Below are 26769 nucleotides of genomic sequence, written 5' to 3'. Positions count from 1 at the left end.
GGTCTGGTAAAAAATTGCCAAGAGTACGGGTCCGCGAAACAAACCCGATGCTAATCCTGACTAGCGAATTCGGATAACAAACTTACGATTGCCTTATATGCTGCTTTTCCGGCAGGTAAAGCCTAAATACTGCACCGCTTCCCTCACTTGCCGACGCTTCTATATGGCCATGATGGTTCTGTACGATCTTTTTGCAGATAGCCAGCCCTATACCAGTACCGGAATATTCTGTCTTGCCGTGCAGCCTCTGGAAAATCTGGAAAATCCTTTCCGCATATTCCTGCTCGAACCCGATGCCGTTGTCCCTGAATTCTATCCTGTAGTACGCCACCTTATCGTCACTATGGGCAAAATTTGCTTCCCCGGGTGGCAAAAGTGCCGCTGATATATTAATAAGTGGGCTTACTCCCGGGCGTACATATTTCAGGGAGTTTGATATGAGGTTCCCGAAGAGCTGCGACATCTGCAATGGAATCGCCTCAATAACAGGCAATCCCCGGCATTCTATTTGGGCTGCTGTTTGTTCTATAGTGAGTTCAAAATCAGTGATGGTATCATGGGCGATATCATTCAGATTTATCAGGTCGAAAAGGTCATTATTTTTAGATAACTGGGAATAGCTCAGTACATCACGTATAAGATTGCCCATCCTGTCAGCAGAGTTATTGATCTTTGTCAGGTAATTTTTAGGCCTTTCGTCGATTTGCCCAAGGCTGTCTTCCAGCATTTTCGAGAAAATACTTATTTTCCGCACCGGCTCCTGTAAATCGTGCGAAGCAATATAAGCAAACTGGTTGAGTTCTTCGTTATTTTGCTGAAGCGAATTATTAGCATTGGCCAGTTCGGCATTAGCGGCTTCCAATTCTTCGGTACGCTGTTTTACTTCAAATTCAAGCTGCTGCTGTAGCTTGCGTTCTTTTGTCACGTCCTGTGCGCTGCCGCTTAAAAATTCAGGGTTGCCTGCAGTATCATAGGCTACCTGCGCCTGCGCGTGGATGATGCGCACCTGGCCTGTAAGGCGGTTAATTACCGGGTGCTCATTTTCATAAAGCCCGGATGATCCCGGCACTATGGCTTCTTTTATCTTCCGGTCTAAGTTTTCTACATATTCTTCAGGCAACGACTTATACGCCTCATCGATGTTTTTAGTATTTTCTGAAAAACCAAGCCAGTCCATAAACCTTTCAGAGTAACTAAAGGTACTTTCTTTTATATTATAACTCCAGGTAGCAAGTTCGGCCAGCTCTACAGCACCCCTAAGTGCTATTTGGGCATCTTCAGCCTTTTGGCGGGCGAGCACTGCTTCTGTTACATCAATTGCAATGTCAAGAATAGCATATACCTCGTTATTATCATCAAAAAGGGGAGTATAGGTTATGTTGTAGTATTTATAGGTAAGCTCTCCGTTTTGTACAATTTTTACCAGATCTCCAAAACTCCGGTACATTTTCCCGGTAGTAAATACATCGTCAAGTATTTTGAGAAAAGGCTGCCCATGCGTTACCAGTTCAGGCATTGCCTCGCATAATGGTTTGCCTACCACATCCCACCCTTTGCCAACGATATCGACAAAAGTCTGGTTGGGCATTTCGATAACCAGGTCGCGGCCCACAAAAAGGCCGATACCGGCAGGCGCAGATGCTATGACCGATTTCAGCTTTGCCTCGCTCAATTCGACTTTTCTGCGTGATATTACCTGTTGTGTAACGTCTGTCGCAACTACCAATATACGGTTTACATTTTCGTTACCTCTGCGCATTGGCTGGTAGGCAAGATCTACGTATATCGTTTCGAGCACATTGTTCCGCAAGAGTTCGGCTGCTACTTCATTTGCAATAAATGGCACGCCGGTCGTAATAACATTTTCGAGCAGCAGGTCGAAACCCTGCCCTTTTATTTCGGGGAGTGCTTCTAACAATGGTTTTCCCAGTATGTCCTGCGGTTTCCTCCCCACCAGTTCACCATAAAAAGTGTTTGCCATGCTAAAGGTAAGCTCTTCCTTATCTATAACCGCAATACCCACCGGCGACTGTTCAAATGAGTCAAACAACTGCTTCCGGTTTTCTTCTATTTTTTGCTGTGCAATGACACGGTCGGTAACATCAACAGCCATATCCATAATGGCATATACTTTGCCATTGGCATCGAATAGCGGCTTATAGGTATAATCAAAGTAATATTCGCCGAGAACGCCATTTACTTCCAATTTTACAGACGCCTCAATTTCAGAGTGCGTTACCCCTGTAGCATAAATATGGTCAAGGATATCAAGGAATGGCTGGCCTTTAAGCTCGGGAAGCCCTTCAGCAAGCGGTTTGCCTATTACAGATTTGTCTTTACCCCAATAGCCGATCATGATTTCATTGGCGACCTCAATTTTCATATCTTTTCCGGTGAAGAGGCAGGTAGCCACCGGCGCCTGCTCTACCATTGCCCTGAAGCGTTCCTCACTATGCGTAAGCGCTTTCCTGCCTTCAATGATCTCGTCTATATCCATGCAATAGCCCGCATATCCCGCATAGCTGCCATCATCATGGTAATACGGGTCTCCTGCGGCACGGCACCATACAATAGAAGCGTCTGCTTTCCGGATCCTGAAAAGCACATCGTAATGAGTGCGTGACGCTATTGCTTCGAGAAATGTCACCGTACTGCGCTGCCTGTCATCTTCAATAATAGCATCTGCCCACCCGTGCCCCATTAGGTCTTCATAGGGTTTACCGGTCCAGTCGGCTAATATTTTATTCATATATGTTATCCTGCCGGTTTCGTCTGCCAGCCACAAGCCGGTAGGGGAACTATCAGTCACATTACGGAATTTGGTATCGCTGTCGCGCCTTTGCGTCTCAGCTTTTTCGAGTGCCATCCTTTGGTTTTCGAGTACGCTGATATCCCGTACCGTTCCCGAAAAGGATATCGCATTGCCATGGGAATCAAAACTATTAGAGCCCATTACTACCATGCGGTGTACAGAGCCGTCGTCCCATATTACCCTTGGGGAATAGTAAAATTCATTATCCGTGATACCTTCTTCCAGAGCTTTTGCCCGTGCCGAAAAATCGTCAGGATGGACGTATTTTATAAAGTCTTTTCTTGAAATTACACGCTTTTCAATATCGCCGGTAAGCACATAAGCAAACATAGGGGTGTAGTTGATCTCGCCCGTAACCAGATCTACCCGAAAAAGCCCCATACCTGCGCTTTTAATAGCCAGGTCCGCAAGCTGGGCTGCTTCGGCCACTTCTTCCTGTGCTTTACGGTTTTCGGATATATCCTGCAAGGTGCCGTTAAAGCGACAGGCAACGTTGTTTTCGTCAAACCAGGCGCGGCCCTTCGCCTTTACAAGCCGTTCCTGTTTTGTAATGGGGTGTATAATAGTAAATTCTATATTGTATCTACCCCCGGACTCATATTGGAGGGCTTTTTCTATCGCTTCTTTTACATTTTCCCTGTCTTTTTCTGCAATTACGTTCGTTGCCGAATCCAGCGGTATCTCCTCTTTCGGCTTTAAGCCAAACCATTCTTTCAGGCGTGAATTGCCAGAAAATTTTCCGGTTAGCGGGTTAAAGTCCCATGTGCCAAGCTCCGTTGCATCAATTGCAAATTCAAGTTGGTCCCTGCTTTCTTCCAGCGATTTCAGGTTGTTTACCTTGTCGGTAGTTTCAGTGCAAATCACGAGTACGCCTTCAATAGCGCCTGTATCGCCCATAACCGCGCTGTAACTGAAAGTCCAGTACACATCTTCCATTTGCCCGTTCCGGTAAATAGGGAGCAGCATGTCTTCATGCCAGGCGCTTATGCCCTCACTGCGTACTTTTTGTATCAGGGGATTGATGGTGTCCCATATTTCGGGCCAGCAGTCAAACCCTTTCTGGCCTAATGCCTGCGGGTGCTTGCCGTTATTGCCAAGGCTGGGAAGGTAGGCATCATTATAAAATTGTGTAAGGTCTTCACCCCACCATAAAAACATAGGAAATTTTGACGACAACACCATGGCGACGGTATTGCGCAGGCTGATGGGCCATTCGGAAATTGGGCCAACGGGTGTAGCTGCCCAGTTAAAATTCCTCGTAAGCTGTGCCATTTCGCCTTCAATCCGAAGAAAAGGGTAATTGTTATTTTCCAAGTTTTATAGTGTAGTTGAATACTCTTTTGAAACAGTATTTAAAAATAAGAAATTATTTCGGCTATCAGGGTATGAGGTATAAAAAGATGCCAAGGAAATGCAGAGTACTTCCTCCCAGCACAAAAACATGCCAAATGGCATGATTGTAGGGTATCTTTTCTTTGGCATAAAAATAAATACCGAAGGTATAGCAAAGGCCACCACCCAAAAGGTAAAAAAGTGCACCTGCCGAAAGGCTTTCTATAAGCGGCTTTATGGCGATAATGATGAGCCATCCCATGAGCGCATATAGCGAAAGCGACAATTTTTCGGACCGTCGCAGCGGAGAAAATTTAAAAATAAAGCCTGCAAGTGCAAACGCCCATATTATCCCGAAGATCGTCCATCCCCAGGCACCCTTCAGTCCGAGCAGGGCTATAGGGGTATATGTCCCGGCTATAAGGACATAGATGCACAGGTGGTCTATCTTTTGGAAAAATCGTTTCCAGCGCAGTGTAGCAACATAGTGGTAAATAGTTGAGGCAGCGTAGAGCAGGACCAGGCTTCCGCCAAAAACAATCGCTGCGGCAATATGCATTGCATTGCCGTTAAAGGCAGCATAGGTAACAAGGGCAATAAATGCGGCTACCGAAAGCAGCGCCCCGGTGCCGTGGGTTACAACATTCCAGAACTCTTCGCGTTTCCTGTTCTTTTTCGGCATGATAAATCTTTCTTACAAAGGTACGGAAAGGCATTATCCCACGTAATAAATCAATTATAAAATCATCCTGCAGTAAATATAAATTTTGTGATTTTGACGCATTTCGAAGTTTAGAACTAACAGAGCAATGGCATTTACCGCTGAAAATGCTTTACTGTATCAACGTTAACGCTGGCTCCTGCCTGTAGAAAAAATACCGCTATAACGGTTTATAAATATGCTTTTCGGGAATAAGCAGGTTGAATACCGCGCCATTCTCAGAGCTTCCATGAGCATTCAGTACACCGTTATGATTCAGGGCTATTTTCCGGCACATGGCAAGCCCGATACCGGTACCCTCATATTCCAGTTTTCCATGCAGCCTCTGGAAGATATTGAATATCTTGTCTGCATATTCTTCCCGGAAACCGATGCCATTGTCCCTGAAGGTTATCTTGTAATACACCTCTTTCTGAAAATCATTTTCCGCTTTTTCGGCAACCGTCATTAGATCCGTTGCTATCGAAATCACGGGTTGGATATCGGTACGCGAAAATTTGAGCGAGTTGCTGATAAGGTTGCCAAACAGCTGCGACATCTGTAACGGTATTGCTTCTACAACCGGAAGATTTTCAAAAGTAATCCTGGCTCCTTTCTGTTCGATAAGCAGTTCAAAATCACTGATAACGCCATCCAGTACTTCGTTCAGGTCGGTAGGAGCGAATATTTCGGAATCCTTCACTAACTCAGAGTAGGTCAGTACATCGCGTATAAGCGTCTGCATCCGGTTAGCGGCATTTTTTATCTTGTCGAAATAATTGAGCGACTGCCCGTCGAGTTTATGTGCCGACCGCGATTCAATCATTTGTGCAAACGTACTAATTTTACGCAACGGCTCCTGAAGGTCATGAGAGGCGATATAAGCAAATTGCGCCAGCTCGGCATTGGATTTCAGGAGGTCATTATTCGCGATTTCCAGTTCTCTGGTACGCCTGGTTACAATGTCCTGTATCTTATGCCTCGCCAGTACCTGCGCCGATACATCTACAGTAATAGCGAGTATCCCGAGGATAGTCCCGTCGGCATCCTGGTAAGGCTCGTATACAAAATTCTGATACACCGTTTCCTTTTTGCCAAAGCGCAAGAGATTTACAGGCATTTCGTTGGCGTTAAAAGCCTTGCCTGTAGTAAATACATCATTTAGCAATTTTTCCAGGCCCTGGTCACGGGAATCGGGAAGGCCTTCGAATATAGGCTTATTTAATACCTGCTCGGGCAATTTCCCCCAAAGGTTTATCATCGCTTCATTAGCAATTTCAACCACATGGTCAGGCCCTACCATAAGGCACATGGCCACCGGCGCCTGCAATATAATATTCCTGAAATTTTTTTCGCTCTGTTCTACTTTTTGCTTTGCTACGTTAAGGTCGGTTACTTCTGCGGCAGTGTTCATTACGCCATATATTGTACCGTCGGCATCATATAAAGGGGTAAAGCTGTAATTAAAAAAGAAAGGCTGTAATTTGCCGTCCACAACAAGGTCTACCTGCTGGTTCCTGGCATGAAAAGGTATGCCTGTTGTATACACCCGGTCAAGCTGCGCATAGATACCTGTGCCTTCCAACTCAGGCAATATTTCTGAATACGTGCTGCCAACTATGTCATTGCCTTTTCCCCATACGTCCATGATGGATTGGTTTGCCATAACAATCCGCATTTCGCGCCCGGAATAGACACCAATAGGGAAAGGGACGCTTTCTACAATAGACCGCACACGCTGTTCGCTTTCTTCAACGCGCCTTTGGGCCATAACATTTTGGGTAACATCGTTGCAAAGCACCATTACACCGCAAATATCCCCTTCAGGATTCCTGAATGGCTGGTAGATGACGTTAAGAAAGATATCTTTCTCTGTCCCATCCTTTTCTAAAGTGTAGTTATGATTATTGATGTAATATGGTTTCCCGGATGATTTTACGCCGTCTATGATCTTCCTGAAGTGAGGATCGTTATCGGGCATCACTTCGAATAAGGGCTTTCCTGTCAAATCATCGTAGTCGCGACCGTTAAGTGTAAGGTAAGCCTCATTCACCATTTCGATGATATGGTCATCGCCGGTAAATATAATAATTCCTACCGCGGCCTCCCGAATGAGCGTTTCAAAATGCTTTTCCGATTCGTTGAGTTTTTTGGCAGTTTGTACTTTTTCAGTCGTTTCGTTGCAGGCAACAAAAACGCCGTTAATAGTACCACTATCATCATATATGGGGCTATAGCTGGAATTCCAGTATATGTTCTCCATTTTCCCGTTCCTGTAAAAAGGCACCAGCTGGTCATCAAACCATACCGGTTCGCCTGTAGTAAGCACCTTCTCGAACAACGGGCCTGCAAAATCCCATACATCTGCCCAGAGATCCCTGCCTTTTTTTCCGATGCCGGGATGTTTCCCATCAATGCCAAGGCTCGGCCTGAATGCATCGTTATAAAAACAAATATAGTCATCTCCCCAAAACAGCACCATCGGTAAAGCAGAATGCAGGAGTATCCCGAGTGATGTGCGAAGGCTTGACGGCCAGTTGGCAGGAGTGCCCAGCGATGTTTCCGACCAGTCCAGAGAGCGCACAAGCTCGCCACATTCTCCACCGCCGGACATAAAATTCAGGTTTATTTTTTCAGGAGATTTTTTCATGCATGTTAAAGCCTGCCAAGAAGGTTTATCAGTTCGTTGTACCCCTCCGGTTTTGTGATAAAGCTTTGCGCACCTAGCCTGCTGGCTTCTTTTATCGTCTCGGGATTGGAGGAAGTGGAAAAGATAATGACAGGAATATTTTTAAGGTCTGTATTTTTTTTAATTTCAGTAAGGAACTGCTGTCCGCTCATAAGCGGCATGTTGAGGTCAAGAAAAATCACATCAGGGTGCAGCTCTTTTGCAACAAGCTTTCGTAAGGCTGTCGCCCCATCGCTCACTGCCGTGCAGGTAGCCAAACCGGAAACCTCTTCCATCGCCGTCAGGAATATTTCCTGGTCGTCGTCATCGTCGTCAATAAGGAGGATGTTACGGTATTGCATAGCTACTGCATTAGGTTACTAAAATAGTAAATTCCCGCAACCTTTACAATGTTCTTTAAATAAATAACGAAATCATTAAGCAGGCTGTAACCGGGTATAAAAATTTATGAAAGACTTCGTATATTTCCACTATGGAAAATATAGGCATAATCGTAATGATGCTTTTCGGAATGGTGTTCCTTGGCATCCTTAGCAACAAATATAAATTCCCTTTCCCTATAGTACTGGTAATGTGTGGTGTTATTATCAGCATTGTGCCGGGGCTGCCCGCTATCGCCCTCAACCCGGAGGTGGTGTTTATCATCTTCCTGCCACCCTTGTTGTACCACGCCGCATGGAATACCAGCTGGCATGATTTTAAAGGCTCCATACGTCCCATAAGCCTTGCCGCCATTGGCCTGGTCTTTTTTACAACCCTTGCTGTTGCGGTAGCTGCCCACATGCTCATCGATGGCCTCAGCTGGCCGCTCGCGTTCCTTATCGGGGCCATTGTATCGCCGCCGGATGCAGTAGCAGCCACGTCTATTACAAAAGGGCTGGGCCTCAATCCCCGAATCATTACCATACTCGAAGGTGAAAGCCTGGTGAATGATGCCAGCGGCCTTGTAGCCTATAAATATGCCCTTACAGCAATAACCGCAGGCAACTTTGTTATCTGGCAGGCGAGCGCTAATTTTTTTGTAATGGTCATTGCAGGTATCGGTATCGGGCTTGGCCTGGGGTATATTATGTACCTTGTACACAAAAAATTCGTCTGCGACCCGATTGTGGAGGTCACACTTACGTTCCTTACGCCTTTTGCGGGTTACCTGCTCGCAGAGCACTTCCATTTTTCGGGGGTGCTTGCAGTTGTTAGCACCGGTTTGTATCTATCCTTCCGGTCGGGGCAGATATTTACGCACCAAAGCCGCATCATGGCCACAACCGTATGGGATGTGGTAGTATATATCCTCAACGGGCTGATTTTTATCCTTATTGGCCTGCAGCTGCGCCAGATCATGGAGGGTATCGATGGTTATTCTGCAGGTGAGCTTATACTCTGGGGAGGCACCGTAAGCTTTGTGGTGGTAGTGATACGATTTATCTGGGTAGTGCCGGCTGCCATGCTTCCGCGTATGCTCAGCAAAAAGATACGGACAAATGAACCCTTCGATGCCCGAAACCTCGTTGTTTTCGGTTGGGGCGGCATGCGGGGCGTTGTGTCAATGGCGGCTGCGCTTGCACTTCCGCTTGCCCTTCCTGATGGTTCTGCATTCCCCCACCGGAGCCTTATCATCTACCTCACATTCTGTGTAATCCTCTCAACGCTGGTTGGGCTTGGGCTTACACTGCCCTGGATAATCAAAAAAATGAAGATGCAGCCGTATTCTGTTTTTGCTGAGGAGTATGAAGTGCGCAACCTGGTTGTATCGCAAACTATTGCCCATATAGAGGAAAACCTTTCGCTGTTGCAGGACGAATTGCTGCATAATATAAAAAGCAAGTATGAGGTAAAGTTCAACCGCCTGCAAAAAACCGAGTTGCCTGCTAATTTCTTTGGAAAAGGCGAAACACTGCCTGCCAATATCTTTAATGAGTTTACGCAGCTGCAAATCGACCTTATCAATGTAGAGCGCCAAAAGATAGAGCAGCTGCACCGCAAGGGCGGCACCAGCGAAGAAGTTTTACGTAAGATAGAAAGGGAACTCGACCTCGAAGAAACCCGCCTGAGTATGGATATGTATGACGGGTAATCAGTTTTCAGTCGAAATTGGCCTTACCCCAGCCCTCTCCAAAGGTGAGGGAGGAGCTTCACTCGTAACGGCATATACGGTTTATAGGCATTAGTATAGCTATTCCACTCTTGAGAGCTATCTTGTGGACACATCTTTTCAGTGCTATTTAAAAGCACCTGCTTTGAAGTGTTGGCTGTAAGGCCTTAGGTTAGAAAATGTCGCGCAAAGTCGCAAAGACGCAGAGTTGTGTACGTGAAAAAATTGCATCGCATGCTTTGCGGCTGAAGTATTAAGATTCAGGCCTGAGTCTTTGCGTGATAATCATTTCTACAAAAAGATGCAAAGCTGTGTAGAAAAATGTAATTAATATTTTTGTCCACACGATAGTCTTGATAGAGGACAGGGGGTGTGTTATCCAAAATAAGTTGTTAACATCCTCTATTTCTCCAGCGCTGCATTAGTCCTGCGTATTGACTCTTCGTCCTTATAATCCAGCCATGCCTGGCCTTTGCGTTTGCGCATCCAGTTGTCGTATATCCTGTTGAAGGTAACATTTGCAAGCCCTTTTAGCAGATTGCCCGGCCTTCCGGCTAAGGAACGAAGGCTAAGCGAAAACCCGGGTGTCAGGTATTTCATATAATGCCACCATCCTTCCGGCATATAGAGCATTTCGCCGTGTTTGAGGTTGGTTATGTAAGGTTTCACCATTTTCAATGCAGGAAATTTTTCAAAGTCCGGGTTATCGAAATCAATATCCTCGTTGCATATCCAGGAGTAGGGCAGGCGGTACATATATTTGGTCTCCTTCGGGTCAACCAGCACACATTGTTTTTCTCCTGCAAAATGAAAGTGGAATATATTCGGGAAGTCGATGTCATAATGCATGAAAACCTTGGCGCCCTGCCCGCCAAAAAAAACAAGCGGGAGGCTTTTAATAAGTCGTATGCCCATCTTTGGCCACTTCATATCCTGCTTCATAGACGGCACATCCTTCATCAGGTTGTAAAGGAAAATGCGCAGGTGGGTTGGGCCTCTCTCAAGTATATCGATATACTCAGACATTGTCATAGTAAAATCCGGCTCGTTTACCTTCTTGGTATAATCGGTTTTACGGTTGTCATATAGCGGCACGGTTTTATCTCCGGCCACTTCACGCAGGAAATCGAAATTCCACTTGGTAAAAGCAGGCCAGTCCTCAATCTGGTTTGTAATTACCACAGGCTTTTGCGGCTTATAGTAATTTTCTATAAATTCTTTCTTCGTGAGTTTTTCAACCCTTTCAATTTGTATATAGTCAAATGGCATGGCGCAAAGATAATAATAATACGTGCATCGTCATCGCTGTAATGGTCATCTTTAGTTAATTAAAAATTAATGGAAAATTAAACAAAAATTTAGTAATTGTCTAAATTGGAACCACTATATGTTACAGTAAATTTATAAAAACTAAAAAATTATAAATATGGACTCTATTAACCAAAACCAGCCCGAGGATAATTTTAAAGATCTTGCGGGGCCGGAAGCACTCGAAAAAATTAAGGAGCTGGCCCATAAAGCAGGTTCGTGCTTTTTTTGTACCAAAATAGTAAGCGGCGAAGCATTCTCAACAAGGCCTATGTCTGCAGAAAAGATTGATGACAATGGAAACTTTTGGTTCCTTAGTGCGAATGACAGCCACAAGAATGCAGAAATTGCTGCCGACCCTGCTGTACAGATGCTGTTTCAGGGATCTTCGTACAGTGATTTCCTAACCCTTTATGGCAAAGCAACAATCAGTACCGATAAGCAAAAAATCGAAGAGCTTTGGGACCCAATGATGAAAACATGGTTTACTGAAGGGGTAGATGACCCAAGGATAACGGTTATTAAATTTACGCCATCCGACGGTTACTACTGGGACACTAAGCACGGTATGTTTGTGGCGATGATAAAAAGGACGATAGGCGCCATTAAAGGTGAAACACTGGACGACTCAATCGAGGGCAATGTGATTCCATAAGGTTTCTTAAGTATATACTACCACAGATTGTACAACTTTTGTGCTGTTTACAGTAGCTATCTAAATACCAAAAGCCGTCCGGTTCGATTCCGGCGGCTTTTTAGCTTTTCCCCAAAGGGGTCTTTATCGATTTCCTGAATCCAGGATGCTTTCGGACATTAGCTTTCGAAGGACAGTTACTTCGGTACATAGCCATTCTGCTGAGTAATCAAGATTTTTAGGATAAGGCGAAGCGCCTCAAACGTTTCATGGGGAATTCTTTTAGCGAGGCTTATATGTGGCGAACCGGATTATTAATAAAGTCAGACATAGTTGCGCAGGTAAGGCGATGTCCTGCTTATTTTGCTCTTCGCCACTTCGGCAGGTGTGCCCGTTACCACAATTGTCCCACCTCTGGCTCCCGCGCCGGGACCTACGTCAATAATGTAGTCGCTTGCTGCAATAACGTGCATGTCATGCTCTACCACAATTACAGTATTCCCTGCTTCCACGAGCCCGTCCAGCTGTACCATAAGCTTTTCAACATCAGACGGGTGCAGCCCCGTAGTAGGCTCATCTAAAATATAAAGTGTATTTCCATGTTGTACGCGCTGGAGTTCGGTAGCCAGTTTAATACGCTGCGCCTCCCCACCCGAAAGCTCTGTTGCCGGCTGGCCAAGGCGGAGATATCCCAAGCCTACCTGCCTGATCACGTCAAGGGCATGGGCAACTGTTTTTTCATCCGTAAAAAAGTCGTAAGCAGTATCTACCGTCATTCCCAATACTTCGGCAATGTTCTTATCACGATAGGTAACCTCAAGGGTCTGCGGGTTATAGCGCGTGCCGTGGCAGGTAGGGCAGGGGGAATAAACGCTTGGCAGGAAAAGCAATTCTACCATCACAAAACCTTCGCCCTGGCAGTGCGGGCAGCGGCCTTTTACTACATTAAAAGAAAAGCGGCCGGCATCATACTTCCTTGATTTCGCCAGTTTGGTTGCCGCGAACAACTTACGGATGTTGTCAAACAATCCCGTGTAGGTGGCAAGGTTGGACCGTGGCGTGCGCCCGATAGGCTTTTGGTCAACCACAACGAGGCGTTTTATAAACTGCATCCCATCGGTAATGCTGCCGCCAAGTGTTTCTACCAATGATGTTTCCAGCGGATTTTCCTCTTCATCAGCGCTACTATCCTTAGGCAACCCCAATTGTCCGGCTACCAATTCAACTAGCACCTGGCTCACAAGGCTGCTTTTGCCTGACCCCGACACACCGGTAACACTGGTAAATACCCCCAGCGGGAAATTTACATCGAGCGCATTGAGGTTGTTTCGGGTTATTCCTGATAGTTTCAACCAGCCTTTCGGTTCGCGCTGCCTGTTTGGGATATTGCTTTTTGTGTTGAAAATGTATTGGCGTGTCACCGATTCCTCTACCTCTTTTAAGCCTTCCGGCGGGCCGCTGTACAGTATAGTGCCGCCCAGTTCGCCGGCAGCGGGGCCAACATCCACGATCCAGTCGGCGTGGCGTATTATGTCTATTTCATGCTCAACTACAAAGAGCGAATTACCCGATGCTTTCAGGCGGTCAAGTGCGCGCAGCAGGGCCTCTGTATCTGCCGGGTGCAGCCCTGCCGAAGGCTCATCGAGTACATATACCACGCCAAATAAATTCGACCGCACCTGCGTCGCAAGCCGAAGCCGCTGCAATTCGCCAGGCGAAAGGGTAGGCGTGCTGCGCTCCAGTGTAAGGTAACCCAGCCCAAGGTCGAGTATTACGGTAAGCCTTGCCATAAGGTCTTCGGCAATGCGCCGTGCCACGATCACTTTTTCAGGATGGCCTTCGCCTTGTTCCGGTGCTCCATTAATAGAAGGCATAGCGAATGGCGCAAATATTTCTGCCATACGTTCCAGGGGCTGCCGGCCCATATCGGCAATATCGAGCCCTGCAAATTTTATCGAAAGTGATTCTTTCCGTAGCCGTTTGCCGTGACAAGCCGGGCACTCGCTGCTCAGCATGTACTGCGCTACGCGTTTTTTCATCAACTGGCTTTGGGTAGTAGCAAAGGTGTGCATTACATACCGCTTCACTCCCGTAAAGGTTCCCATATAGTCGGGCGGCCATTTCTTTTGAATCGCCGTCTTAACCTGTTCCTTGTTCATTCCGGGATATACAGGCACTACGGGCTGTTCGTCGGTAAAAAGTATCCAGTCGCGTGTTTTTTTCGGTAGGTCGCGCCATGGCACGTCCACATCATGGCCAAGCGTTGTAAGGATATCACGCTGGTTTTGCCCCTGCCAGGCAGAAGGCCAGGCTGCAACGGCGCGTTCGCGTATGGTGAGGGAATCATCCGGCACCATCGATTTTTCAGTTACCTCATATACTTTACCAAGGCCGTGGCATTCCGGGCAGGCGCCTTCGGGTGTATTAGGCGAAAAGGCCTCGGCATAAATGATGGATTGCCCTGCCGGGTATTCACCTGCACGGGAATAGAGCATCCGTAATAAATTTGAAAGGGTGGTAACGCTCCCGACCGATGATCGTGTGCTTACCGAACCCCTTTGCTGCTGTAATGCAACTGCGGGCGGCAGGCCTTCTATCTCATCCACTTCCGGTATTGCCATCTGGTTGAACAGCCTGCGGGCATAAGGTGAAACCGAATCAAGATAGCGGCGCTGTGCTTCGGCATACAGCGTGCCAAAGGCCAGCGATGATTTTCCGGAACCCGAAATACCTGTGAATACAACAAGCGCATCACGCGGAATAGCTACGCTCACATCTTTAAGGTTATGCTCACGCGCACCTTTAACCTGGACAAAACCTGTAAATGCGGTTTTACTTTCCTGTGATTTTTTTGCCATTATGATAGAATGATAGTGTTTAGGTAAAATAGCGAAGAAACGCTCATGTAAATCAATTTCGTGACTTTTATGGAAGCCGGAGATCCTTTTAACAATTAATTATAAGGAGGCTTAATGATAAAAGCAATCCTAAATATTCTCAGTAATATCCCTGAAGCCGGTTTCATTATCGATACCCATTTTTTTGCGGAGGCGGTAGCGGCTGTTCTTCATGGAGTCGTAGGAAATGCCCAGCAGGTCGGCAGCTTCCTTGAGGTTGATGTTAAGCTTGCTGAAGGCGAGGATGCGCTCATCAGCATCTGTGATATCCGGATATTTTTGCCGCATCTTGATAAAGAATCCGGGATATACCTTGTCAAAAAGCCTTTTGTATTCGGCCCAGTCCTCGCGGGTGAGTATCCTGCTATTGGACAGTTTGCTTAGTGCAGCGTCATCTGCTTTACCCGATTCTGTGAGCTGTTTCTCCAGATCATCGATGAGGTGGCTTTTTTCTACTAAGCTCTGCGTATAGCGATCCAGCATTTCCTTGTTGGCTTTAATTTCAAGAGCAGCTTTTTCCAATGCTACATCCGCAGCTTCCTTTTTAAAAAGAAGCGCTTTATTCTTCGCAGTATAAAACCGGTAAAAGAGGAATAGTGACAGGGCGAGCAGTACAGCCACTACAATAACAGCATTGCGCATCAGGTGGGCATTTTCGAGCGAAAGCGCTGCTTCCTTAAGCTGCTGCCCTTTGCGTTCGCTTTGGTATTGTACTTCGATCTCTTCAAACCTGCGCAGGGTTTCGGCATTAAGCAGGCTGTCGTTAAGTTTTTGGTGGGCAGCCTGGTATTGGTATGCTTTTTTATAGTCAGCCCGTTCGGCATATATGCGCTGGCCAAGGCTTTTCAAAAGCACCATGATCTGGTAATCCTTTGCCGGGTCCGATGCCAGAAGCTTTTCTGCCTCCTGCAAATGGTACAGGCTTTTCTCCCTGTCTTTATCTTCATAATAATACTCACCTAGTGCATAGTGGATGCCTTCCTGTTCGTATAGGGATACGTCCTGGTTTTGCATTACAGTATAAGCATTCATCAGGTTCGAGTAATATTTTTCCCTGTTGCCAAGGTCTTTATACGCATAAGCAATATTGCCATACACACCGCATTTTTGTGCCGGCATACCCACTTTATCAAATAGTGAAAGGGCTTTTTCATAGGCCTGTATGGCTTTTTGCTGATAGCTGCGCTGTTTGCTGTCCTTACCATAATTATTGGAAAGATCCCCATAATTGCTGTAGGAAACCGCAAGTGACCGCAATGCATTTTTATTACCAGCGCCTTGCTGTTTCAGGACTTCGATAGACTTCGAGGCATATTCCATTCCTTTTTTTGTATTCGGAAGGTTTTTCGGGTCGTACATTTTAATATAAAGGACGGAAAGGTTATTGAGCGTTGCCGCCTCTTCCTCTTTGAGACCGTGCTTTATGGCAAGGTCCAACGCATCAAGGTAAACAGAAAGCGCTTTTTTATAATCATTGCTGATAAGGTACATGTCGCCCGAAAACCGCCTTGCTTTTGCACTTTGGATGTGCTTGTCTTTGTCACGGGAATCCTTTTCGTATTTGATGCTTTCGTTAAAGTAGTACAGTGCGTCGTCGGCCTTTCGCATTTTGTAGGCATACATCGCCACCGTAAGCGCACCCGGGGATATAGTTCCGTAATCATTTGTCCGTTCTGCTTCCTTCAACAATCCGTTATACGAAACTTTAATAGCAGCAATTTCCCCGCCGGATGCTGGTCCGTTAAAGTGTGCCGCTTTCTTTTCCAGATCGCGTAGCAATGCGTCACTTTTCTTTTCCTGAGCCTGGCAAAAACCGGCAACGGATAAAAAAAGGTAAAAAATAGTTATAACGTAAAATTTGAAACACTTGCTCATTTGATGCAACTTATACTTGGCAGGCGAAATTTAATAATATTAAATGAAATCCTGATACTGTTGGTTAGATATTTAATCGCTTTAAAATCAATTATTTGTCAATATGATTACCAAATTGCTTACCGTGTTTTTTAGGTGCTTTTGCGAGTTGGGGATACATTTGCCTTATCAATTTTAACCAAAAGAAAAATGAAAAAAATTACCTTTCTCGTGGCAGCAGCCATTTTATTAGTAAGCCCTAACGCTTTTTCCCAGGCAAAGTTACAGGCGGTACACAACTCGCCTGATGCCGCTTTAACTCACATCGATATTTATATGGGAGACATCAGGATAATCGATGATATGGGTTTCAGGGAAGCAACACCTTTCCTCGAGATACCGGCAGGTATTCCTCTTACATTTACTATAGCCCCTGCTAATAGCACATCTGTAGCAGACGGTTTTTACAGCATGACTGAAACATTCAATGGTACTTACGTGATTGTTGCCAACGGAATCCACAGCACAACCGGCTATTCACCGGCGCCGCCTTTTGGGCTCAGGCTTTTTTCGGGCGCATTTGATAGTACTTATATGCCGGGCTATACGGGTGTCCTGTTAAGCCATGGGTGTACCGATTCGGGCAATATAAATGTGTCAGAAACCAGCATACCTTTGGGTACTTTTATTTATGATATGCCTTATCCGGTTTTTACGGCCGGTTATCACAGCATGCCGGTAATGAATTATGTAATAGAAGTAACCACAACAGCGACCAATGAAGTTTTAGGCTCTTATTCAGTACCTCTTGCTACCATGGCGATGGACAACAAAGCAGCCATTGTACTATCGAGCGGGTTTGCGCATCCGGAAAATAACAGTAACGGGCCGGCATTCGGGCTGTTCATGGTCAGGACAGAAGGAGGTAGCTTTATCCCGCTTCAATCTACAATGGGCAGGGAAGACTATGAAGCAACTGCAATAAACGCCTATCCAAATCCTGCATCGGGTATTGTGACACTCGAACTGCCATCTTCGGCTACAGTAATTGAAGGAAGCCTTTATGACTTGTCGGGAAGGGAAGTACTGCGCATTTCGGGAACAGACAAAATGGATGTGTCAGGCCTGTCGAATGGGATTTTTATGCTCAATGCAACAGCCGATGGAAAATCTTTTACCAAAAAAATCATAGTAAATCATTAATCAGCTTTAGTGATATTTTTAATTTTAAGGGGGAAAAACGGGCTTAAGGCCCGTTTTTATTGATGAAGCAAAGCCACTATACTCATAAAAAACAAAACCATTTTACAGTTACGTAAAATGGTTTTTGATATGTAGTGAGATAATATGTTTATATGGAGAACCAATAAGTACCGTTAAAGATCAGGATAAATCCTCTTGAAGTTGTGCCTCCAAATTCATTGAATGCAGATGTATCATAGTTTACGCCGCCATTCCTGAAAAATTTTCCATTCGGGTTAATTGCAGCCGAAAACGCCTATCCAAATCCTGCATCGGGTATTGTGACACTCGAACTGCCATCCTCAGCTACAGCCATTGAAGGAAGCCTTTATGACCTGCCGGGAAGGGAAGTACTGCGCATTTCGGGAACAGGCAAAATGGATGTGTCAGGCGTGTCGAACGGGATTTTTATGCTGAATGCAACTGCCGATGGAAAATCTTTTACCAAAAAAATCATAGTAAATCATTAACCAGCTTTAGTGATATTTTTAATTTTATGGGGGAAAAACGGGTTTAACGCCCGTTTTTATTGTTTATGCAAAGCCACTATACTCATAAAAAACAAAACCATTTTACAGTTACGTAAAATGGTTTTTGATATTTAGTGAGATAATATGTTTATATGGTGAACCAAAAAGTACCATTAAAGATCAGGATAAATCCTCTTGAAGTTGTGCCTCCAAATTCATTAAATGTAGATGTACCATAGTTTACGCCGCCATCCCTGAAAAATTTTCCATTCGGGTTAATTGCAGCCGATATATTCTCAGAAAAGAAATAGATCTGTTGGCCCACAGCCGGGCTTGCTGGCAGCAGTACAGAATAATTGCCTGTAATATAAACAAATCTGGTGGTTGTATCGAGGGTTGTTCCACTTGCAGTGATAGTAGTTACAGGCAACGTGCTAAGCCCTGCAGGTCCCTGGATACCTTGTATCCCCTGAGCGCCTGCGGCCCCTGTAGCACCAGTTGCTCCTGTAAGTCCGATTGGCCCTTGCGGTCCAACTGCACCTGTTGGTCCTATTGGTCCCTGTGGTCCTTGTGGTCCTTGTGGTCCTGTAGCACCATCAACACCGTCGGTTCCGTTTGCTCCGGCAGGTCCTGTTGCCCCCGTAAGCCCAATAGGTCCCTGTGGTCCAACAGCTCCAGTGGCTCCCGTAGGACCTGTTAATCCTATTGGTCCCTGTGGTCCTGTAGCGCCAACTGCCCCAGTTGCTCCGGTAGGGCCAGTTAATCCAATAGGTCCCTGTGGTCCAACTGCGCCAGTAGGTCCAGTTGCTCCTGTAAGTCCAATTGGCCCTTGTGGTCCAACTGCACCTGTTAATCCTATTGGTCCCTGTGGTCCTTGTGGTCCTGTAGCACCATCAACACCGTCGGTTCCGTTTGCTCCGGCAGGTCCTGTAGCACCTGTAAGTCCAATTGGCCCTTGTGGTCCAACTGCACCAGTTAATCCTATCGGTCCTTGTGGTCCTGTAGCACCATCAACACCGTCGTTTCCGTTTGCTCCGGCAGGTCCTGTAGCACCTGTAAGTCCAATTGGTCCTTGTGGTCCAACAGCACCTGTTAATCCTATTGGTCCCTGTGGTCCTGTAGCACCATCAACACCGTCGGTTCCGTTTGCTCCGGCAGGTCCTGTCGCCCCCGTAAGCCCAATAGGTCCCTGTGGTCCTGTAGCGCCAACTGCCCCAGTTGCTCCTGTAAGTCCAATTGGCCCTTGTGGTCCAACTGCACCTGTTAATCCAATAGGTCCCTGAGGTCCTGTAGCACCAACGGCTCCAGTTGCGCCGGCAGGACCAGTTTCACCTGTTAATCCTATCGGTCCTTGTGGTCCTGTAGCACCATCAACACCGTCGGTTCCGTTTGCTCCGGCAGGTCCTGTCGCCCCCGTAAGCCCAATAGGTCCCTGTGGTCCTGTAGCACCAACGGCTCCTGTTGCACCAGTCAGTCCAATAGGTCCCTGTGGTCCAACAGCTCCAGTGGCCCCTGTTAATCCTATTGGTCCTTGCGGCCCTACGGCTCCGTTAGCACCAGCTGGTCCGACAGGTCCGATCGCTCCTGTAAGTCCAATAGGTCCCTGTGGTCCAACAGCCCCTGTAGCGCCCGTTAATCCTATTGGTCCCTGAGGTCCTGTAGCTCCAACCGCTCCTGTAGCACCAGCGGCACCCGTAAGTCCTATTGGTCCCTGTGGTCCAACGGCCCCGGTAGCCCCTGTAAGTCCTATTGGTCCTTGTGGCCCTACGGCTCCATTAGCACCAGCTGGTCCGACAGGTCCAATTGCTCCTGTAAGTCCTATTGGTCCCTGTGGTCCAACAGCCCCTGTAGCGCCCGTTAATCCTATTGGTCCCTGAGGTCCTGTAGCTCCAACCGCTCCTGTAGCACCAGCGGCACCCGTAAGTCCTATTGGTCCCTGTGGTCCAACGGCCCCGGTAGCCCCTGTAAGTCCTATTGGTCCTTGTGGCCCAACTGCCCCGGTAGCCCCTGTTAACCCTATTGGTCCTTGCGGCCCCACGGGTCCATTAGCACCAGCCGGTCCGACAGGTCCAATCGCTCCTGTAGCACCAGCGGCTCCTGTAGCACCTGTCAGCCCAATAGGTCCTTGTGGCCCAACTGCACCTGCAGGCCCCTGAGGCCCTTGTGGTCCCGGAGTACTGTTAGCAGCAAATAAGGCATAGGGTACGCTCATTAATTCGCTTGTGCCGGCAATAGAATAACTGCTGCCACCGGCAGGGTCGATCTCTGTTTTAATGAAGAAAGGGCCAGTCGCCCAATTTATAGCTGCAAACGATCCGGTTATAGGATTTCCGCCACCTATTTCAAGGCTTACCAGTCCGTTAACATTGGTTGAGGCGGTATGGGTTTCGGCAAATACGGGAGTACCCGTAGCGGAGCCCTGCAATATGCTGATCTTCACCCCGACAGGAGCGCTGCTGATGAGGTCGCCCCCTGAATTCCTGACTACCGACTGGTAGCTCATTTTTCCCGGTGCCTGGGCAAAGAGCCCCGCACTGATGAATAATACGAGTAAAGTAATTATTTTTTTCATAGATCTCTTTTTAATATTTTAAAGCTTTTTAGTTTGAATGCGCCTCCGTAAACGTTTAATACATAGGTACCCGCCTGCAGCGTGTCCATACCTATTGTCGTTTCTCCCGAAGTTATCTTTCGTCCTGTGATCAGCCTTCCGCTCAGGTCGAAAAGCTCAAAGCTGAGGTCACGCAGGTCAGAATTGTCTATCACCAGCTTAACTGTGGAAATGGTGGGGTTGGGATAGATGATCGCAGAAAGTTTTATGCCTTCATGCTTGTCGGTGCCAAGTACAAAGATTTCATAGGGCTGCTGTACGCCCTGTGTTGCAATGCCGCCGGTACCGGTAATGACGGTATAGGCTACCTGCCCTGTAGAATAGCTTGCTGTGCCGCCGCTACCCATCGCATCTCCTCCCGAAGACGTTACAGCCTGCTGTGCATAAAGTTGCGGCATATAAAAGCCCGTGGCAAGCAGGGCGATCAATGCTGTCATTTCTTTTCTCATTAAAGGTGTTTTTTAGTTGATGTTATGCTGATTTAAGATCGCTTCATAATTATCGTGCGCCAGCATCGTAACGCATGATGATCTGTTTTTTTGATGCGGATCATTTCCGGTACTAACTTAGTGTATCTTAACTTTTTATTTCAGCGCAGATATACGCGATTTAAAACCACGTATATATACCTGGTTTTACGCTGCCTATTTAGTGAGGCAGTATCATGAAATAAAATATAAATCCCTTTCTATGAGTGTTTTATGTAAATTTTTGTTTAAAGGTGATTTTATTTCCGGATATGTTTGTTTCTGATATTGCTGCAGGCTTCAGCTGCATAATTGTTCGTGATGGCAGCACTTTCACAGTTAAGAATGGTATGGATAAAAATGTAGGCCTTTCTATCGGCATTTTTATGAAAACGGGGTGTATTTAAGGCCTATCTGCATTCGGAAAGTAAAGGCATCTATAAGCGGCATTTTCATTTAGATTTGACTACTGAATTTCGCTTTCCGGATTGAAAGCAAAAACTTTTCTCCAGAACTGCGCCATTATCAGGGCATTTTTGGAGAAAAGCATTTGAAACTTGAAATTATGGCCTTGGCGGATAGATACCTTCAAGGCATATTATGTAGTTCATACCTATGTAAGGCTGCAGAATGCTTATAGGAATGTTCCCGCCTGTAACCCCCACTCTAATCGATCCGGTGTTCAAAACAGTGTCGGGCGCTACAGCCGCAAATCCAAGCGTAGGTGAAAATGTCCTGCCGCTCAAAGTTCCCGGCGACGCTATTGATGCGTCATTTGTAGCAACTGGATCGGTAGCATTTTCGGCACTTACAAATAGCTGTCCAGCATGTGAATGTGACGGAAGGTTGCTGGTCAAAAGGCTAACATTTTCTTCGCCTGCCATTTCACCCTGGGTATAATCGGAGAGCCCCGGTCCCTGGCCCATTCCAACGGGAACCCTGCTCCTAAGGTCAGGTAAGGCAAAATTGGATATCCCGTCACCGCCATAGGTAGTGCCCAAAAGCGAGAATACAGCAGTGTATTGGGATATGGGCAAGATTTGCCCGGTGCAAAATGCCCAGCCACGTGGCGCAAAATTTCCTCCAAATAGTTTGATAATTCCAATGTACTCGTCCATGATAATAAAATTTAATTGGTTAATATTTATTTGTTCCTATTATTTCTTCTTGTTGATGTTGCCCTGGATGGACCATGCAAAATCAAGCTGCACCTGGTTTGTGAACAGGGACTTGTCGTCCATACTTATGTACTGGTCGGTACTGTAGCCAATGCTCCCACTTGCCGTTGCCATGGCATGGCAGGTCATGCAATTGGTCTGTACGCCGTACTGATAGGAAGCATCCATCTTGTTTGGAACGCTGAATACGCCCGGGCCAAAACCGGCTTCCAGGTAAGGATTGAAAGATATGATCGGGGTTACTCCTTCATTGCTACCGCCGTTAACGGGCTGGTTGGGCCAAACCATTGCATACGAAGTAGTAACGGCATAGTGTGCTGCGGCCCCTTTAACAGATGGTGGCCTAAGGCTGGCCTCAAAGCGCGAACTCGGCAGGAATGGGTTGTCGTTATTATAGCTCCAAAAATAGGTTTGCCAGGTCCAGTTATTAATTTCCCGTGTACCAACGTGCATGCCGACCAATAGTACAATATCCCCGGCCTTAAACTGGGCGCTGCCTTTATCCTGGTGCAGGTTGAGGTATTTTGCTTCGTCTTTATCAAGCTTGTAATTGATGAAATCACTTACATTGCAGGTTGCGGCCTTTATTTGCTGTGGCGTAGGCTTAGCTGCTGTCACCGGCACCAGTTTTTTATTGCCCGGCTGATTGTTGTTTATATCGGCATATACATAGGTATCCCATACATCATATTTATAGGCCTTAGCGGGGTTTGGCGTGCCCGGCCATACCGGTACCCTTATAAGTCCGTCGTTATTTGGCTTACCTGCAAAATAGGTAGGTTTTGTAGTAATGGCGCTGTTAGGGAAAGGAGGTATGCTGCCAATTCCGCCCTGTACCTTATATTGGTCAAGGACTGATTGGTTAAAGATGAGGTTCTCTGTGGCATAGCATGCCGCGCTGGGATTATAGGATACGGTTTCGTATACCTGGAAGGAAGTGTCGATCCTGGCATTTTTATTGGCAAACAACTGTGCGTGAATAAACTGCTTCGGAACGCTTAATGGGGTACGTTCTTTTTTTAGAGGGGTGCAGCCACCACTTTTGTTCCCCAGGGCAGCGAATTTCGAAATTTCCTTAACACCAAGCCATGTTTCAAAAACAAGCAGGGAATCTCCCTCAAAAACCTGGTCGGATTTGGCAGTAAGGCCAGCCCAAATGCCCCATGCGTGCCTTGTTATGCTCACCGTATCCCTCTTTTCAAGCCATCCGTAAATCGCAGTTGAATCTTCAGGGAAATTAAATCCTTCTATACCAAGGTCATCCGGGAATTCCTGAGGCTTGATAACGTCCGAATAATGGTTTTCGCCTTCCTTTTTATCACAGGAAATTATAGCCATTAGTGTGCCTGTCAATAGTACTATAAAGTACGCGATATTTGTTTTTGATGCCTTTTCGTTACGGGTACTGGTGTCCTTGCCGGCATGTTTCGCTGGTTTTGATGATGCAGTCATAGTTGGTCTGGTTTTATATTATTGGTAGTACTAAACTACCATTTAGGCGCTTTTTATTTTAGCGTATATCTACCCGTTTTTTTTACAGGTATATTTACTGAAAGCAACTACCAATGGATGCATTTCAACGGATTTATTTGCAGTTTCAGGATTATTTTGTAGTACGTTAACGTTTTCTTTGTAAAATATTTTACCTTTACTTTGTGACACAAAGGGAGGCAATTATAAACCTACCCTGCTTCATCTATAAATCTTCTGCATACAGGTATCTACCACATTGCCGTTTGCATTTTTGTTTTTTTATGTAACCAATTAAAATAGTTATACCATGGAAGCACCAGATTTTATTATTGATTTAGAAACAGCCAAGAGATGGGCTGATAAATGGAGAAAGGACGAAAGCAGTTATTTCGCAAAAAATGAACTTCATGCTTTTTTGATTCCTAAGGAAGACGTTATACAAGTACTGGCAGAAGGTATAGATGCTGTAAGAGGATATCTCGGGATAGATGATAACGGAGAACCAAAATTTATGATCGTAGGTACAAAGTATGATCATGTAACCGAAACCTTTATTGATATGATTCCGGGAAAATATCCAGGGGCTAACATTTATGATTTTTCAAGGCCCTGCCCTAACGCATGCGATAACAGCAGCCCTCTAAACGAATAAGCATGTTTTCACTAAAGATTATATCTTACACAGGCTATATTCTTCTGTTTATAAATACCATTATCTATTTTATAGGCTTTGCCGGCAAAAGCAGGGCCTATAAATTTTTTACCTTTTATCTTTTGGGGATATGTGCTGTACAGTTTATAATGGAAAGTTATGCTACAAGGAATGCCAATAACCATTTTTTATCAACGTATTATCTTTTTATCCAATACATAGTGCTGAGTTGCTTTTTCTATTATGTTTTTGAGGATTGTAACAAAAAGATCAGCCGGGTAATAAAATATATAACAGTCCCGGTTTTAGTTGTTTTAGCCATACAATACATCAGGGAACCCGAACTTTATTATGTTTTTAATTCATTTGGCTTTTTGATGACGGCTATTATCCTTATCCTTTATGCAGTTCTTTATTTATATGAGCTCATATCCAATAAATTGCCTTTTTATTATATTACTGCAGGAATATTTATTTACCTGATCGGCATCAGCCTTATTTTTGCCACTGCCGCAGAAATTGTATCAATTGCCGCTGATGTGGGTATGTACATCTGGAAGATCAACTCCATAATATTTATTGCTTACCAACTATTAATCTTATATGAATGGAAGAAAACCTTTTATCAGAAAGCAACCAAACAGCGCTCATATTGATAACAGCGATCTTTCTTATGGTGTTTATGGGAATGATCCTGCTGTTGTTCTTTTATTTCTCAAAAAGGAAAGTCACTCTGAAAGAACTCGAAACAAAACAGCTCGAACTCGACTATCAGAAAGACCTGCTGACAGTTACAATAGAAGTACAGGAAGAAGAACGCCGGCGAATTGCACAGGATTTGCATGACGATATAAGTTCAAAGCTAAATATTGTTTCGTTAAACAGCCACCTGCTCACCACGCCCAACCTGACTGCCCGCGAACTTTCTGAAATATCGGAAAACATAATAGGCATGGTGGCCAAAGCGCTTGACAATTCCAGGAAAATAGCACATGACCTGTTACCTGCAGTATTGGATAAATTTGGGCTTCATGCAGGCATTGAAGAGTTGTGCTTTGAATATAACAGCTTAAATGCGATAGCGGTTACCTATACGAATAAGGTGCAGTTTGACGATGCAGATAAGAAGCGTCACCTCCATGTCTTCAGGATCGTGCAGGAACTGATAAGCAATTCGCTTCGCCATGGCAAGGCAAGTGGTGTTTCGCTGCTTTTTGAAGAAAAGAGTGGGAAGGTTCTATGCACGTATTCGGATAACGGGAAAGGTTTTGATACCGAAAGCATCGAAAATAAAAAAGGCCTTGGTATGAAAAATATTGAAAGCAGGATTATTTACCTGGATGGCAGCATTACTTTCAATTCAGTTGTAGGCAAAGGCACAAATGTTATCTTTAATTTTTAGACTATGAACAGCCAAATCAAAATTGCACTTGTAGATGATGAAGCTTTATTCCGAAAAGGGATTTCATTTTTACTGCAAAGGAAGAAAAACATCGAAATTGTTTTTGAGGCATCTAATGGCCAGGAGCTTATTACGTATCTTAAAAAAGAGGAAGAAAGGAATCATCCTGATATTATTATACTGGATCTTAAGATGCCATTGTTGAATGGGGTAGAGGCCACAAAAATAATTCATAATGATTACCCCGGAATCAGGATAATTGCTTTGTCAAGTTACGATACCAAATCGTTTATTGCCAACATGATCGATGTAGGCGCGTCAGCTTATGTAGCAAAAAACACTACCCCGCAGGAATTGCTGACAACTATAAACGAAGTGTATACTAACGGGTATTACTACAACGACCATGTGTTGAGTATTATACATGAATGCCTGATTTCGCCAAATAAAAAACCCAGGAGCAGGTTTGACGGTGAGCAGCTTACAACAAGGGAAGTAGAAGTGCTTAAATTAATCTGCAAACAATACAGCGCAGGTGAAATAGCCAAAGAGTTGTTCCTAAGCTCAAGGACTGTAGAAGGGCATCGCAATAATTTATTACGCAAAACCGAATGTAAAAATATGATAGGCCTTATCATATATGCTATCCAAAACGAATATGTATCTGTAGATAATCTGGTAGATTAAAATTTTTCCAGTAAAGAATAGCCAAACAGCGTGCTGTATTTTTAAAATAATTACTTATCTATGCAGCTGTACTTTCAACAGACAAGTTTATTTATATGAGGGCCAAACTACAATTCCTGTTGCCTGCCTTTTTTTTCTAAGAAAAATTACAATCACAGTAATCCCCTTATCCTCAAATAGCGTATGGGCATACCTATCCGGGGGCGACGGTGTCTTTCTGAGCCATTAGGTGTTCCTTGTTTTATAAAAAAAAACAGCCCGAAGGCTGT

19 protein-coding genes are annotated in these 26769 nt (G+C 45.3%); 8 read left to right on the top strand and 11 right to left on the bottom strand.

Annotated features, from left to right (window positions below; all coding sequences use genetic code 11):
* Positions 1-82: 82 nt before the first annotated feature.
* The 4 genes from AAEO56_RS00635 to AAEO56_RS00620 form a co-directional block, all read right to left on the bottom strand.
* Positions 83-4126, bottom strand: coding sequence for a PAS domain-containing sensor histidine kinase (locus tag AAEO56_RS00635; RefSeq protein WP_341695075.1), 4044 nt, complete (start codon positions 4124-4126; stop codon positions 83-85).
* Positions 4127-4190: 64 nt separating this feature from the next.
* The gene (trhA, locus tag AAEO56_RS00630; protein WP_341695074.1) at positions 4191-4826 is read right to left on the bottom strand and encodes a PAQR family membrane homeostasis protein TrhA; all 636 of its coding nucleotides are present in this window, start codon (positions 4824-4826) and stop codon (positions 4191-4193) included.
* Positions 4827-5025: 199 nt separating this feature from the next.
* Complete coding sequence (locus AAEO56_RS00625; protein ID WP_341695073.1) at positions 5026-7494, bottom strand: PAS domain-containing protein; 2469 nt, start codon at positions 7492-7494, stop codon at positions 5026-5028.
* Between the two features lie 5 nt (positions 7495-7499).
* The gene (locus AAEO56_RS00620) at positions 7500-7874 is read right to left on the bottom strand and encodes a response regulator (protein WP_341695072.1); all 375 of its coding nucleotides are present in this window, start codon (positions 7872-7874) and stop codon (positions 7500-7502) included.
* Between the two features lie 131 nt (positions 7875-8005).
* On the opposite strand from AAEO56_RS00620, the gene AAEO56_RS00615 reads away from it, so the two are divergent.
* Positions 8006-9607, top strand: coding sequence for a Na+/H+ antiporter (locus AAEO56_RS00615; RefSeq protein WP_341695071.1), 1602 nt, complete (start codon positions 8006-8008; stop codon positions 9605-9607).
* A gap of 420 nt (positions 9608-10027) precedes the next feature.
* Here AAEO56_RS00615 and AAEO56_RS00610 read toward each other — a convergent pair whose 3' ends face one another.
* The gene (locus AAEO56_RS00610; RefSeq protein ID WP_341695070.1) at positions 10028-10894 is read right to left on the bottom strand and encodes a cupin-like domain-containing protein; all 867 of its coding nucleotides are present in this window, start codon (positions 10892-10894) and stop codon (positions 10028-10030) included.
* Between the two features lie 157 nt (positions 10895-11051).
* On the opposite strand from AAEO56_RS00610, the gene AAEO56_RS00605 reads away from it, so the two are divergent.
* Complete coding sequence (locus tag AAEO56_RS00605) at positions 11052-11588, top strand: pyridoxamine 5'-phosphate oxidase family protein (RefSeq protein WP_341695069.1); 537 nt, start codon at positions 11052-11054, stop codon at positions 11586-11588.
* 302 nt (positions 11589-11890) lie between these two features.
* Here the strand turns inward: AAEO56_RS00605 and uvrA are convergent, their stop codons facing one another.
* Both uvrA and AAEO56_RS00595 read right to left on the bottom strand, forming a co-directional pair.
* Positions 11891-14425: an excinuclease ABC subunit UvrA gene (uvrA, locus tag AAEO56_RS00600; RefSeq protein ID WP_341695068.1), complete on the bottom strand. Its 2535-nt coding sequence runs from the start codon at positions 14423-14425 to the stop codon at positions 11891-11893.
* A 129-nt stretch (positions 14426-14554) separates the two neighbouring features.
* Positions 14555-16339 (bottom strand): hypothetical protein, encoded by a 1785-nt coding sequence (locus AAEO56_RS00595; RefSeq protein WP_341695067.1) that lies wholly within the window; start codon positions 16337-16339, stop codon positions 14555-14557.
* A 189-nt stretch (positions 16340-16528) separates the two neighbouring features.
* Between AAEO56_RS00595 and AAEO56_RS00590 the strand changes: the two genes are divergently transcribed.
* Together AAEO56_RS00590 and AAEO56_RS00585 are read left to right on the top strand one after the other, a co-directional pair.
* Positions 16529-17521 carry a T9SS type A sorting domain-containing protein gene (locus AAEO56_RS00590; RefSeq protein WP_341695066.1) on the top strand — a complete coding sequence of 331 codons (993 nt, stop codon included), beginning with the start codon at positions 16529-16531 and terminating at the stop codon, positions 17519-17521.
* Between the two features lie 254 nt (positions 17522-17775).
* Complete coding sequence (locus tag AAEO56_RS00585; protein ID WP_341695556.1) at positions 17776-18030, top strand: T9SS type A sorting domain-containing protein; 255 nt, start codon at positions 17776-17778, stop codon at positions 18028-18030.
* A 148-nt stretch (positions 18031-18178) separates the two neighbouring features.
* Here AAEO56_RS00585 and AAEO56_RS00580 read toward each other — a convergent pair whose 3' ends face one another.
* From AAEO56_RS00580 to AAEO56_RS00565, 4 genes are all read right to left on the bottom strand, one after another.
* Positions 18179-20602, bottom strand: a complete 2424-nt coding sequence (locus AAEO56_RS00580; RefSeq protein WP_341695065.1) for a collagen-like domain-containing protein — start codon at positions 20600-20602, stop codon at positions 18179-18181.
* Positions 20599-21090: a T9SS type A sorting domain-containing protein gene (locus tag AAEO56_RS00575; protein ID WP_341695064.1), complete on the bottom strand. Its 492-nt coding sequence runs from the start codon at positions 21088-21090 to the stop codon at positions 20599-20601. Before AAEO56_RS00575 ends, AAEO56_RS00580 begins: the two co-directional genes overlap by 4 nt.
* 581 nt (positions 21091-21671) lie before the next feature.
* Entirely contained in the window at positions 21672-22226 is a 555-nt protein-coding gene (locus AAEO56_RS00570) for a phage tail protein (RefSeq protein WP_341695063.1), read from the bottom strand.
* 39 nt (positions 22227-22265) lie between these two features.
* On the bottom strand, positions 22266-23738 hold the full coding sequence (locus tag AAEO56_RS00565; protein WP_341695062.1) for a hypothetical protein: 1473 nt from the start codon (positions 23736-23738) through the stop codon (positions 22266-22268).
* Positions 23739-24066: 328 nt separating this feature from the next.
* Here AAEO56_RS00565 and AAEO56_RS00560 point away from each other — a divergent pair, with 328 nt between their 5' ends.
* The 4 genes from AAEO56_RS00560 to AAEO56_RS00545 are packed head-to-tail and all read left to right on the top strand — an operon-like array spanning position 24067 to position 26500.
* Positions 24067-24411, top strand: a complete 345-nt coding sequence (locus AAEO56_RS00560) for a hypothetical protein (protein ID WP_341695061.1) — start codon at positions 24067-24069, stop codon at positions 24409-24411.
* Between the two features lie 2 nt (positions 24412-24413).
* Positions 24414-25067 (top strand): hypothetical protein, encoded by a 654-nt coding sequence (locus tag AAEO56_RS00555; RefSeq protein ID WP_341695060.1) that lies wholly within the window; start codon positions 24414-24416, stop codon positions 25065-25067.
* Complete coding sequence (locus AAEO56_RS00550; protein WP_341695059.1) at positions 25019-25813, top strand: sensor histidine kinase; 795 nt, start codon at positions 25019-25021, stop codon at positions 25811-25813. Before AAEO56_RS00555 ends, AAEO56_RS00550 begins: the two co-directional genes overlap by 49 nt.
* A 3-nt stretch (positions 25814-25816) precedes the next feature.
* Positions 25817-26500, top strand: coding sequence for a response regulator transcription factor (locus tag AAEO56_RS00545; protein ID WP_341695058.1), 684 nt, complete (start codon positions 25817-25819; stop codon positions 26498-26500).
* Positions 26501-26769: the final 269 nt, after the last annotated feature.

The sequence above is a fragment of the Flavobacterium arundinis genome (genome assembly GCF_038289855.1).
Classification (GTDB): Bacteria; Bacteroidota; Bacteroidia; order Flavobacteriales; family Flavobacteriaceae; genus Flavobacterium; species Flavobacterium arundinis.
The sequence above is the reverse complement of the archived record's forward strand: the minus strand, read 5'-3'. Positions and strand labels throughout refer to the sequence as shown.

Coding starts and splice junctions, on each gene's coding strand:
- trhA (WP_341695074.1), bottom strand. CDS start 4,826: ATGCCGAAAAAGAACAGGAAACGCGAAGAGTTCTGGAATGTTGTAACC.
- AAEO56_RS00625 (WP_341695073.1), bottom strand. CDS start 7,494: ATGAAAAAATCTCCTGAAAAAATAAACCTGAATTTTATGTCCGGCGGT.
- AAEO56_RS00620 (WP_341695072.1), bottom strand. CDS start 7,874: ATGCAATACCGTAACATCCTCCTTATTGACGACGATGACGACGACCAG.
- AAEO56_RS00615 (WP_341695071.1), top strand. CDS start 8,006: ATGGAAAATATAGGCATAATCGTAATGATGCTTTTCGGAATGGTGTTC.
- AAEO56_RS00610 (WP_341695070.1), bottom strand. CDS start 10,894: ATGCCATTTGACTATATACAAATTGAAAGGGTTGAAAAACTCACGAAG.
- AAEO56_RS00605 (WP_341695069.1), top strand. CDS start 11,052: ATGGACTCTATTAACCAAAACCAGCCCGAGGATAATTTTAAAGATCTT.
- uvrA (WP_341695068.1), bottom strand. CDS start 14,425: ATGGCAAAAAAATCACAGGAAAGTAAAACCGCATTTACAGGTTTTGTC.
- AAEO56_RS00595 (WP_341695067.1), bottom strand. CDS start 16,339: ATGAGCAAGTGTTTCAAATTTTACGTTATAACTATTTTTTACCTTTTT.
- AAEO56_RS00590 (WP_341695066.1), top strand. CDS start 16,529: ATGAAAAAAATTACCTTTCTCGTGGCAGCAGCCATTTTATTAGTAAGC.
- AAEO56_RS00580 (WP_341695065.1), bottom strand. CDS start 20,602: ATGAAAAAAATAATTACTTTACTCGTATTATTCATCAGTGCGGGGCTC.
- AAEO56_RS00575 (WP_341695064.1), bottom strand. CDS start 21,090: ATGAGAAAAGAAATGACAGCATTGATCGCCCTGCTTGCCACGGGCTTT.
- AAEO56_RS00570 (WP_341695063.1), bottom strand. CDS start 22,226: ATGGACGAGTACATTGGAATTATCAAACTATTTGGAGGAAATTTTGCG.
- AAEO56_RS00565 (WP_341695062.1), bottom strand. CDS start 23,738: ATGACTGCATCATCAAAACCAGCGAAACATGCCGGCAAGGACACCAGT.
- AAEO56_RS00560 (WP_341695061.1), top strand. CDS start 24,067: ATGGAAGCACCAGATTTTATTATTGATTTAGAAACAGCCAAGAGATGG.
- AAEO56_RS00555 (WP_341695060.1), top strand. CDS start 24,414: ATGTTTTCACTAAAGATTATATCTTACACAGGCTATATTCTTCTGTTT.
- AAEO56_RS00550 (WP_341695059.1), top strand. CDS start 25,019: ATGGAAGAAAACCTTTTATCAGAAAGCAACCAAACAGCGCTCATATTG.
- AAEO56_RS00545 (WP_341695058.1), top strand. CDS start 25,817: ATGAACAGCCAAATCAAAATTGCACTTGTAGATGATGAAGCTTTATTC.